The organism is Isoptericola sp. NPDC056618 (assembly GCF_042792715.1).
Lineage (GTDB): Bacteria > Actinomycetota > Actinomycetes > Actinomycetales > Cellulomonadaceae > Isoptericola > Isoptericola nanjingensis.
Map to the genome: position 1 here is coordinate 78143 of NZ_JBHTVZ010000021.1, position 10877 is coordinate 89019.

The 10877-nt window shown below is 73.0% G+C and carries 7 protein-coding genes and 1 pseudogene; all 8 read right to left on the reverse strand.

The window, feature by feature from the left end; genetic code table 11:
- Window positions 1-24: 24 nt before the first annotated feature.
- The gene (locus tag ACFQ8T_RS19260) at window positions 25-3099 is read right to left on the reverse strand and encodes a glycoside hydrolase family 2 TIM barrel-domain containing protein (protein WP_430548091.1); all 3075 of its coding nucleotides are present in this window, start codon (window positions 3097-3099) and stop codon (window positions 25-27) included.
- A gap of 7 nt (window positions 3100-3106) precedes the next feature.
- The gene (locus tag ACFQ8T_RS19265) at window positions 3107-4024 is read right to left on the reverse strand and encodes a carbohydrate ABC transporter permease (protein ID WP_430548092.1); all 918 of its coding nucleotides are present in this window, start codon (window positions 4022-4024) and stop codon (window positions 3107-3109) included.
- Window positions 4021-4923, reverse strand: a complete 903-nt coding sequence (locus ACFQ8T_RS19270; protein WP_430548093.1) for a carbohydrate ABC transporter permease — start codon at window positions 4921-4923, stop codon at window positions 4021-4023. Before ACFQ8T_RS19270 ends, ACFQ8T_RS19265 begins: the two co-directional genes overlap by 4 nt.
- On the reverse strand, window positions 4920-6254 hold the full coding sequence (locus ACFQ8T_RS19275; RefSeq protein ID WP_430548094.1) for an ABC transporter substrate-binding protein: 1335 nt from the start codon (window positions 6252-6254) through the stop codon (window positions 4920-4922). The genes ACFQ8T_RS19270 and ACFQ8T_RS19275 overlap by 4 nt, the downstream gene beginning before the upstream one ends.
- Before the next feature lie 163 nt (window positions 6255-6417).
- Window positions 6418-7548 (reverse strand): Gfo/Idh/MocA family protein, encoded by a 1131-nt coding sequence (locus ACFQ8T_RS19280; RefSeq protein WP_430548095.1) that lies wholly within the window; start codon window positions 7546-7548, stop codon window positions 6418-6420.
- A gap of 116 nt (window positions 7549-7664) precedes the next feature.
- Window positions 7665-9986 carry a rhamnogalacturonan lyase gene (locus ACFQ8T_RS19285; protein WP_430548096.1) on the reverse strand — a complete coding sequence of 774 codons (2322 nt, stop codon included), beginning with the start codon at window positions 9984-9986 and terminating at the stop codon, window positions 7665-7667.
- Window positions 9987-10087: 101 nt separating this feature from the next.
- The gene (locus ACFQ8T_RS19290; protein ID WP_430548097.1) at window positions 10088-10747 is read right to left on the reverse strand and encodes a hypothetical protein; all 660 of its coding nucleotides are present in this window, start codon (window positions 10745-10747) and stop codon (window positions 10088-10090) included.
- Between the two features lie 35 nt (window positions 10748-10782).
- Window positions 10783-10877, reverse strand: a pseudogene (locus tag ACFQ8T_RS19295) (carbohydrate ABC transporter permease); the annotation flags it as partial.

Consider the following 10877-nt stretch of genomic DNA (forward strand, 5'->3'; position numbering starts at 1 on the left):
CCGTCGTCCGAGGCTCGCGTGGAGTCACAGGGCTCGCCAGCGCAGCTCCAGCGTGCGGGCCTGCGGGCGGAGCATCGCCGTGGGCCAGACGTCGGGGCCGCAGGCGCGCGAGCCCAGGCCGTGCTGGGCGGCGTCCACGTACAGGTGGTGCCGCTCGGGCACGGGTAGCTCGTGCGGGTGCGCCGCCGCGGAGAGCTCGTGGGCCGAGTGCCGGGCGAGCGTGAACCCGGGCAGACGGCCGCGCGCGTCGCGGCCGAGCGTCAGGCCCGCCCACGGCCGGCCGCCGCGCTCCAGCGCGACCTCGCGCACCTCGGACCGGTGGCCCGACTCCTGCGGCCGGGCGTACGGCACCGACAGGTCGTCGATCCCCGCACGGTGGCGGCCCACCACGACCGAGGAGCGGACGTCCGGGTACGAGTCGTGCGGGCCCAGCCCGAACCACCCGGCGCCGTCGACGTCGGTCGGCAGCGCGAGGTGCACTCCGACCCGGGGCCACACGTCGTCCCAGTGGTCGTCGGGGGTGAGGACGACGCGCAGCACCGCCTCGACGACGCCGTCCGCGGCCCGCTCCGCGGTCCACGTCTCCTCGACGTCGATCGCCCTGCGACTCTGCGCCGCGGACACGCGCCGCAGCACCCGCAGCCGGTCGGCCGACTCCTCGACCGCGACGGTGCGGTGCGTGAGCCGGTCCAGGCCCTGGCGGCGCCAGCGGTCCGCGACCGGCGGGGCGGGGGTGCCGCGCCACGGCAGGGTGGTGGGGTCGACGGCGTCGTAGCTGCCCATCGCGGCGCCGCGGTCGTTGTCCGTGGGCGCGCGCCACAGCTCGACGCGCGGCGCGGACACGTCCGCGCCGGCCAGCGCGACCAGCTCCGGGCCGCGGAACGCGACGGGCGCTTCCGCGAGCGCCACGGCCGGACGACCGCGCTCCCGGACCGCGGCCGGCGTCGGCAGCGCCCACTGGTCGCGCGCGACGACGTGCCCGGCGTCGGCCCACGACGCGGCCTCGCGCAGCGCGAGCTCCACGGTGAGGAACGCCTCGGCGCCGGGGGCGGCAGCCGGGAGGGACGCGGGGTCGAGCAGCCCGACGACGGCCCGCTCCCCCGCTCCGACGGGCGCGCCGTCGCCGTCCGCCACCGCGGCCTCGCCCGAGGCGACCGTCTCGCCGTCGTGCTCGACGCGCCAGCGCAGCACGAGATCGGCGGTGTCCGCGGTGTGACGGCGGTTCCAGACCTCGACGGCCCCCGACGCCGGACCGCCGGACGGCCGCACGACGACCGGCCGCTCGACGTGCCAGAACTCCACCAGCCCGGGGCTCGGGGTGTCGTCGGACAGCACCATGCCGTCCATGACGAAGTTCCCGTCGTGCACCACCTCGCCGAAGTCGCCGCCGTACGCGAAGTACTCGACGCCGTCGGGGGTGGTGGTGCGCAGGCCGTGGTCGCGCCACTCCCAGACGAACCCGCCGTGCAGCCGCGGGTGGGTGTCGACGAGCGCGCGGTACTGGTCGAGCGCGCCCGGGCCGTTGCCCATGGCGTGCGCGTACTCGCACAGCAGGAACGGCTTGGACCGCTGCCGGGCGGAGTCGCCGATGCTGCAGCCGAGCACGGGCGACAGGTCGTCGCCACCGATCGACGCCGTCTCCGGCACCGTCGAGTACATCCGCGAGTAGACGTCGGTGTACTCGCCGGCGTAGTCGCCCTCGTAGTGCACGGGCCGCGACGGGTCGCGGTGGTGCACCCACTCCGCCATCGCGGCGAGGTTGCTGCCCGTGCCGGACTCGTTGCCGAGCGACCACAGCACGATGCTCGCGTGGTTCTTGTCGCGCTCCACGGTGCGCCGCACGCGGTCCAGGTACGCCTCGCGCCAGCGCGGGTCGTCGCTGGGGTTGCCCACCCAGCCGCCGGCCTCGAAACCGTGCGTCTCCAGGTCGGTCTCGAGGATCACCCACAGGCCCAGCTCGTCGGCCAGGTCCAGGACGCGCGGGTGCGGCGGGTAGTGGCTGGTGCGGATGGCGTTGACGTTGTGCTGCTTCATCCGCGCGAGGTCGGCGCGGGCGTGCTCCTCGTCGAAGACACGCCCGCGGTCGGGGTGCGTCTCGTGCCGGTTCATCCCGGAGAACACGACCCGGCGACCGTTGACGAGCAGCAGGTCGCCCACGATCTCCACCCGCCGGAACCCGACGCGCAGCGACACCGTCTCGGCGGCCGACGCGACCGTCACGTCGTACAGGTTCGGCTCCTCCGCCGACCACGGCTCGACGGCGCCCACGGAGACGGGCGCGACGTCCTCGGGAGCCGCCCACGCGACGTCGACCCCGAGCTCGGGCACGCGCAGCCGTACGGGGAACGCGGCGGCGTCCGCCCGCACCTCCGGGACGAGGGCGCCCTCCGACGACGCGGGGTCGTAGTCCGCGTCCAGCCAGACGTCGTCGAGCGCACCCACGGGGCGGTGCAGCAGGGTGACGTCGCGGAAGATGCCGGGCAGCCACCACTGGTCCTGGTCCTCGAGGTAGCTCGCGGCCGACCACTGCACCACGCGCACGGCCACGGTGTTCGTGCCCGGGCGCACCGCGTCGGTGACGTCGTACTCGTGGGCGAGCCGGCTGCCGGACGCCGAGCCCACCTCCTCGCCGTTCACCCACACCGTGAAGAACGACTCGACGCCGTCGAACCGCAGCAGCACGCGCCCGCCCTCGGTCCACGACGTCGGCACGTCGACCTCGCGGCGGTAGTCGCCGGTCGGGTTCTCGTCCGGCACGTGCGGCGGGTCCACCGGGAACGGGAACTGCACGTTGGTGTAGATCGGGAGGCCGTGCGCGCCGTCGCCCTCGAGGACCCAGTGCGCGGGCACGGCGAGCTCGCCCCACCCGGCGTCCGCGGACGTCGCATAGCCGGGCCGCGCGAAGTCCGCGGCCCCTTCGCCGTCCGGCAGGACTCCGTGGGCGCCCGGCGTGCCGGGCACGCCCGCCAGGAGGCGGAAGTCCCACGTGCCGTCGAGAGAGAGGCGGGGGGCGTCCCCGGCGGGCGCGGACCGCGGCGGCTCGACGCGCCCGGACCAGGGCGCGGTGGACTCGTGCGGGAGCGGGGAGAGCAGGGTCATGCGGCGATCATGCCTTCACGGCGCCTTCCGTCAGGCCGCCGCGCCAGAACCGTTGCAGCACGATCATGGCGACGGCGAGCGGGATGACCGAGAGCAGCACGCCCCCGGTGGTGAGCTCGTAGAACTCGGGCAGCCGGTCGGTCTGGCTGTTCCAGTTGTTGAGCCCGAGGGTGATCGGGTAGAGGTCCTGGTCGCTCAGCATCACGAGCGGCAGGAAGTAGTTGTTCCAGATGCCGACGATCTGGAAGAGGAACACCGTCACGAGCGCCGGCGTCATGATCCGCAGCCCCAGGGTGTGGAAGATGCGCAGCTCCCCCGCGCCGTCGATGCGGGCGGCCTCGACGAGGGAGGTGTCCACGGTGGCGTCCGCGTAGATGCGGCACAGGAAGAACCCGAACGGCGACACCAGCGACGGGATCAGCACGCTCCAGTACGTGTTGGCGAGCCCGAGCTGGCTGAACAGCAGGAACAGCGGCAGGGCGGTGGCCGTGCCGGGCACGAGCACCCCGCCGAGCACGAGCCCGAAGATGAGGTTGCGGCCCCGGAACTGGTACTTGGCCAGGGCGTACCCGCCCGCCGCCGCCAGGTAGGTGGCGATCAGGCCGCCCACCCCGGCGTACAGCACCGAGTTGGCGAACCAGCGGATGAAGACGCCGTTCCCGTAGGTGAGCACGGCGGCGAGGTTGTCGAACAGCGCGAAGGAGTTGCCGAACCAGAAGCCGTTCGTGCCGAAGAGGTCGTCCGTCGTCTTCGAGGCGGCGACGACCACCCAGTAGACGGGCACGAGGAAGTAGATCGCGACGACGGCGAGGATCGCGGTGACGAGGATCGTCGTCGCCGGGCGACGACGACGACCGCCGGGGGTCGCGGCGGGGACGTCCGTCGGGTCGGTGCGCTGCGGCGCGGTGGAGACGGCGGCGGTCATCGCGAGCTCCTGTTCGTCAGCCTCAGGAAGAGGAAGGACAGCGCGAACGCCACGAGCGCGATGAGCACGGACTGGGCGGCGGCGACGTTGTAGTCGTTGTAGGCGAAGGCGGTCGTGTACGCCGACAGGTTGGGCGTGTACTGCGAGTCGATCGCCGGCGAGACGGTCATGAGGAGCTGCGGCTCGGCGAAGAGCTGCAGCGTCCCGATGATCGAGAACACGGTGGTGAGCACCAGGGCCGGGCGGATCAGCGGCAGCTGGATGCTCCACGCCGTGCGCCACGGCCCGGCGCCGTCCACCCGCGCCGCCTCGTACATCTCCGGCGGGATGGCCTTGAGCTGGGCCACGATGATGAGCATGTTGTAGCCCGCGTACGTCCAGGTGACGATGTTCGCGATCGACCACAGCACCGTCCCGGCGCCGAGGAAGTCGGGCGTGAACCCGAACAGGGTCTCGGTGAGATCGATGATCGGGCTCAGTCCGGGCACGTAGAGGAACGACCAGAGGATGGTCGCGATGACGCCCGGGATGCCGTACGGCATGAAGTACGTGGCGCGGAAGAAGCCGGGCCAGCGCGCCGAGGCCGACTCGAGCAGCAGGGCCAGCACGGTCGCGGCGACGATCATCACCGGCACCTGCACGACGCCGAACAGCAGCATCCGCCAGATCGACGCGACGAAGTTCCCGTCCTCCAGGGCGATCCGGTAGTTCTCGAACCAGGCGAAACCGGTGGTGACGCCCTGCTCGCCGAACAGCCCGGCGCGGGTGACGGTGGTGAAGCTCTGCCCGATCGCCACGATGATCGGCAGCACGAACGTCAGCAGGAACAGCAGCAGGAACGGACCCACCAGGATCCAGGGCGCGCGCCCGACGGCGGTGCTCGCCTTCTTCGCGGTCATCGCTCTGCCCTCCGGATCGTCAGGCCCTTCTGTCGGAACACCTCGATGGTCCGGTCCTCGGCGGCGACGACGGCGTCCACGAGCGTCCCGCCCGTGGCCTTGCGCCGGAACCCGTCGCCCAGGATGTTGAACGTCTGCTGCGTGATGGGCCACCACTGCCAGTCGGGGTTCTGGTCCTGCGTGGCCGGCTGGAAGACCTCGGTGTTGTAGCGCTGGCCGCCGAAGAACTCGCTCGGCTCCTCGCGCGCCGCCCCGATGTAGTCGCGGGCCGGCGACCACCCGATGCCGGAGTACTTGATCATCGCGTCGATGCCCTCCGGGTCGGTGTTCATCCAGACGGCGAACTCCATCGCCTCCTTCGGGTGCCGGCTGTTCGCGAGCACCGCCGACGTCGAGCCGCCGATGAACGACGACCCGAAGCCGTGGTCCCAGCGCGGGGCGGGCGCCACGCGCCACTTGCCCTCCGCGCCGCTCACGCTCTGCAGCAGCGCGTCGCCCCAGCTCGCGCTCACGAGCGACGCGATCTGGTCGTGCGCCGCGGCGGCGTACCAGCCGGGCGTGTACGGGTTGGCGGCCGTGGTCACCAGGCCGTCGTCGATGACCTGGTCGAAGAAGCGCGCGACGTCGAGCGTGACCTCCCCGGCCATGTCGATGACCCAGCCGTCCTCGGCGCTGCGGAGCCACGTGGCCCCGGCCTGCATGGCGTGCGCGGTGAACACGGACGTGTCGTCGAGCGGGAAGGAGTCGATGTACGCGTCGATCTCGCGGAACGCGGGGGCGACCTCCGCCCACTCGGTCCACGTGGTGGGGACGTCGGCGCCCACCTGCTCGTACAGGTCGGGCCGGTAGTACATGCCCACCGGGCCGGAGTCCTGCGGGATGCCGTAGACGCCGCCGGCGAAGCTCACCTGGCTCCACAGCGTCTCGTCGAACTTGTCCGCGTGCTCGGAGACGCCGTACCGCTCCAGGTCGACGAGCCCGTTGACGAGCATGAACTCCGGCACGGTGCGCATCTCCACCTGCGCCAGGTCGGGCCCGCCGCCCGCCGCGAGGGCGGAGTACATCTTCTGGTACCCGCCGTCGTTGCCCCCGGGGATCCAGGAGACCTGCACCTGGACGTCCGGGTTCTTCGCGTTCCAGATGTCGGCGACCTTCTGCAGGTCCTTGAGCCAGGCCCAGTACGTGAGCGTGACCTTCTCCCCCGCCGCCGCCGGCACCACCGGCTGGGCGTTGACCGACGTGGTGCCGGGCGTCGCGCACCCGGCGAGCAGCGCCGACGCTCCCCCGGCGAGCCCCCAGCCGAGGAGCTCCCGTCTCGTGACCTGTCGCATCCGTCCCCACTTCGTCGTGACGTCGGGCCGGGGCGGGTGCCCCGGGCTCGTGTGAGCGTGGTCACGTTAACAGCGGGTCGGACGCCCGGGTCAAACCCGTCTCAGGGCGTGTCAGCCGTCACGTCCGGGAGATGGTGTGGGCGCTGCCACGACCCTCACGGGGTCAGCTCACGGACGGCCAGGGGGTGCCGGTGCCGGCCATGGAGGCGTGGAACGGGTCGCCCTCGACGATCTCGCCGGCGCGGACCGTGGCGTCCGTGAAGGCGGACTTGTAGATCGCCGCCGCCAGCTCGAGCGTGGCCCGGGTGTCCGCCACGGTGACCGGCGGTGTCTGCCCGGCGGCCAGCGCCCGGTAGGTGGGCACGAGCTGCGCCAGGTGGCCGCTCGCGCCGCCGTCGACGGAGGTTGCCGACGCCGCGACGTCGGCCGCCCACGCCTCGGCGACGTCGTCCCGACCGGCCACGGGGGTCACGGTCCAGCTCGTGTCGTCGTACCCGTACAGGTGCTCCAGCTCGACGGTCGCGGCGTCGGTGTCGAAGCGCAGGCGCGACGTCTGGCGGGGGGAGATGGCGGAGTTCGTGATCGTCGCCATCGTGCCGCTCGCGAACCGCACCAGCGCCGTCGAGACGTCCTCGGTGTCGGTGTGCCGGGCGAGCCGGCCGGCCATCGCCCGCACCTCGGTCCACGGGCCGAGCACCGCCAGGAGCAGGTCGAACTGGTGGATGCCGTGGCCCATGGTGGTGCCGCCGCCCTCGGTGTCGAAGCGGCCCCGCCACGGGACGGCGAAGTAGTCCGGGGTGCGGAACCAGAGGGTGTCGCACTGCGCCACGTACGCGGGCCCGAGCGTCCCGTCGTCGAGCAGCCGGCGCAGCCGCTGGATCCCCGCGCCGAACCGGTGCTGCACGATCTGGGTGAACCGCCCCGGCAGGCCGGCGTCGATCGCCTGCCGCTCCGCCGCCGCCAGGGCGTCCGCCTCCGCCAGCGACAGCACCGCCGGCTTCTCCACGACGACATGCGCGCCGGACCGCAGCGCCGCCACGGCGGCGCCCAGGTGCACCGACGGCGGCGTGCAGACGTGCACGACGTCGACCTCGCCGGCGTCGAGCAGCGCCTGCAGGTCGGTGCCGTGGTGCGGCACGTCGTGCTCGGCCGCGAACGCGGCGGCGCGGCCGGCGTCGACGTCGACGACGTGCGCGACCTCGACGCCGTCCGGGCCGCCGTGCGCGGCGAGGGCGCGGACGGCATCGACGTGCGCGCCGGCGATCGCGCCGGCGCCGAGGATCGTGACCTTCATGAGTGCTTCTCTCTGCCGAGGTGGTACGGGCCTCGCCGAAGTGGTTCGAATCTCGCCGAGGTAGCGGTCTGGTCCACTACCTCGGCGAGAAAGGAACTACCTCAGCAGGAGACGGACTACCTCAGCGACGGGACGGGCACCTGCGACCAGTCAGTGTCGGAGGCCAGGTAGAACCCCGGGTACGACGGCTGGTTGTAGGTGGTCTGCTGCCGGGCCACCTCGGCCCGGTACTGCGGGTCGTGCAGCAGGGTGTACATCGTCGTGGTGCTCACCTCGGTGGAGGTGTAGACCCGCAGCGCGGACGAGTCCGCGGTGCGCACCAGCACCTCCTCGCGCCAGTCGCCCAGCACGTCGGCGACGAGCGACGGGTTGCCCTTGGTGTCGTTGTTCGTCAGCGTGCCGTCCAGCGTGCGGCGCACGGTGCCGTCGCCGTCCACGATCTGCGGGGTCTGCTCGCGCGAGCCCGTGACGATCTGCGTGGTGCCGTCTGCGGCCCAGCGCACCGTCTGGTTGGTGCCCGGCGTGGTGGCGCGCAGCTGCTCCCCCGTGGCGCTGAGCAGCCCGGACGCGTCGGTGCCGTCGGGCATGGACGCCCAGACCTCGATGCCGGGGGTGGGGTCGACGTCGCCGGTCAGGCAGCGCCCCGTGTCCTTGCCGGAGAACGCGCCGAAGATCGCCTCGCCGGTGGCGGCGTCGCGCAGCACCGAGCCGTAGGGCACGCCCGCCCCGCCCTCGTGGCAGGTCCAGATCTCCAGGCCCGGGCGGGCCGGGTCGATGTCGGTGACGTGCATCGCGTCGCCGTGGCCGAGGTTCGCCGTCGCGCCCGGGTTCGACGACCCCTCCGGGAGGGTGTCGGACGACGAGTACAGCAGCGTGCCGTCGTCGTCGAGCGTCGCCGACCCGTAGACGATCTCCTGCTTCCCGTCGCCGTCCACGTCCGCCGCGGACAGGGAGTGGAACCCCTGCCCCCACAGCTGGGTGAGCGGTTGGTCCGGGTCGGGCTGGACGCCCTTGTTCTCGCTGTCCAGGAACGGGTTGTTCATCGGCTTGAAGCCGGAGTCGGCGGTCCAGCGGGTGCTGATCTTCCGGCCGTCCCAGTCGTAGGCCACGATCGCGGCACGCGTGTAGTACCCGCGGGCGAAGATCGCCGACGGGTGCTCGCCGTCGACGTACGCGACCCCGGACAGGAACCGGTCGACGCGGTTGCCCGGCTCGATCCGGGTCCACTCGTAGTCGCCCCAGCGCAGCCCGTCGTCGGTGCGGCCGGGCTCGTAGTCCACGGTGTCCAGGGGCTTGCCGGAGCGGCCGTCGAAGACGGTGAGGTACTCCGGACCGGTGAGGACGAAGCCGTCGAACGTGCGCAGGTCGTTGCGGTCGGAGCGGGCGGGTGCCCACTCGTCGACGTAGTAGTCGACGAGCTCGCGCGCGTCCGCCTCGGACAGCGGGTAGTCGTAGCGCGGCTCGATGCCGAGCGCCGCCTCGATCGTCGCCGGCCACTGGCCGCTCACGACCTCGGGCTCGGCCGCCCAGCCCTGGAACAGCTCCACGAGGTGGTCGGCGTAGTCCGCGGCGCTCCAGCGGAAGTCGGAGTCGTCCGTGACGCCGGCCTTGCGGTCCGCCTTCGCGATCGGCACGTAGCGCTCGTTCGCCGGCTTCCCGTGGCGGTAGGTCGTGACCTTGGTCCCGGGCGCGGTCTTCATCATGACCTCGGCGGTCCCGTCGCCGTCGAAGTCGTACACCGGGAACTGCGTGTAGTGCGCGCCCGAGCGGACGTTCACGCCCATGTCGATGCGCCACAGCTGCGTGCCGTCCAGCTCGTACGCGTCGAAGTACGTGTTGCCCGTGTACCCCTTCTGCGACACGTCCTTGGCGCGCGACGGGTACCACTTGACAACGATCTCCAGCGCGCCGTCGCCGTCCAGGTCGGCCACGGACGCGTCGTTGGCCGAGTAGGTGATCGGCTCGCCCAGCGGCGTGACGTCGTCGGCGGGCTTGTTCAGCGGGATGTCGAGGTGGTCGTCCGACCAGGCGGTGACGGCGGCGCTGCGCGTGCCGACGCGCTCTCTGCCGTGCTTGTCCTGGGTCACCGGCGCGACGGCGTAGCGCGAGGCCGCGGTCCCCTCGGTGTCGACGTAGTTGGTGGAGTCCGTGACCGTGGCGACCCGCTTCCCGTCGCGGAAGACGGCGAAGCCCGGCCCGGCCATCCCGGTGTCGGTGTGGCCGGTGACCTCGTCACCCAGCAGCCGCCAGGACAGGAAGACGCCCTCGCTCGTCGAGGCCGCGACCAGCCCCCGGTCGAGGTGCTCCAGCTGCACTCCCCCGGTCCCCCCGGCGCCCCCCGACGGGGCGGGCTGGGCGGTGGCCGGCACGCCGCTGACGGCGAGCACGCCCGCCGTCAGCGCGGCGACGGCTCCCACGGTGGTTCTGGTCGTTCGCATGGCACGTTCCTTCCTGCATCGTTGCAACTCGGGATCGGACACCGCCCGTCGGGCGCGCGCGACACATGCGGGTGCCGGCGCGCCCGGCGGGCGCGAGCGGGTCAGACGTCGGCCCGGCCGCCGCGGCGGGCCTCCACACCCACCACGGCCAGCGCCAGCAGGCCCCCCACCACCAGCACGAGCGGAGGCAGCATCCACACGAAGACGACGCACAGGGCGGCCGCGACGGCGACCAGCACGGAGCCGGTCAGGTCGTCCTGCGTGCGCTGCACGCCCACGGCCAGCGCCTGCCGCGCGGTGCGGGCCCCGGCGTCCTGCCCGTCGGTGGCCTCGGCCCAGGCGCCGGCCGCACGGGCCAGCACCGCGACGACGGCGGCCGCGGCGACGGCGACCACCACCGCGACGACGCTCGCGCCGGGCAGCACGTCCGCCCGCGCGAGCTGCCAGTCGAGGGCCAGCAGCAGGGCGACGCCGACGGCGGCGAGGCCGAGCGGCCACAGCGCCCGGACCGCGGCCCACCAGTCGCGGACGAACCGGCTCACGCCGACGTCGTGGCCGGTCACCTGGCGGCGGACGTGCGCCACGCCCGCCGCCAGGGAGGGTACGGCGGTGACCAGCAGCAGGCTGCCCACCGCGACGAGCACACCGGCCAGCACCACCTCGGCGAACAGCGCCAGCGCGGCTCCCGTCTTGGTCTCGCCCCCGGCGGCGGTCTTCCGCCGCCGGTCGCGACCTCGCTCTCGCCGGCCCCCTGCCGCCATGGCCACCCCTTCCGTCGTCGTGCCGTCCACCATCCTCAGCCCTTGAGGCCTTGGGTGGCGACGCCGTCGACGATGTAGCGCTGGAAGAGGATGAAGAAGATCATCACGGGTAGCAGGGCGAGGACGGCCA

Bases quoted from the DNA above. Each gene is read 5' to 3' on its own strand.
- ACFQ8T_RS19270 (WP_430548093.1), bottom strand. From the start codon at position 4,923: ATGACCGCGAAGAAGGCGAGCACCGCCGTCGGGCGCGCGCCCTGGATC.
- ACFQ8T_RS19280 (WP_430548095.1), bottom strand. From the start codon at position 7,548: ATGAAGGTCACGATCCTCGGCGCCGGCGCGATCGCCGGCGCGCACGTC.
- ACFQ8T_RS19265 (WP_430548092.1), bottom strand. From the start codon at position 4,024: ATGACCGCCGCCGTCTCCACCGCGCCGCAGCGCACCGACCCGACGGAC.
- ACFQ8T_RS19260 (WP_430548091.1), bottom strand. From the start codon at position 3,099: ATGACCCTGCTCTCCCCGCTCCCGCACGAGTCCACCGCGCCCTGGTCC.
- ACFQ8T_RS19290 (WP_430548097.1), bottom strand. From the start codon at position 10,747: ATGGCGGCAGGGGGCCGGCGAGAGCGAGGTCGCGACCGGCGGCGGAAG.
- ACFQ8T_RS19285 (WP_430548096.1), bottom strand. From the start codon at position 9,986: ATGCGAACGACCAGAACCACCGTGGGAGCCGTCGCCGCGCTGACGGCG.
- ACFQ8T_RS19275 (WP_430548094.1), bottom strand. From the start codon at position 6,254: ATGCGACAGGTCACGAGACGGGAGCTCCTCGGCTGGGGGCTCGCCGGG.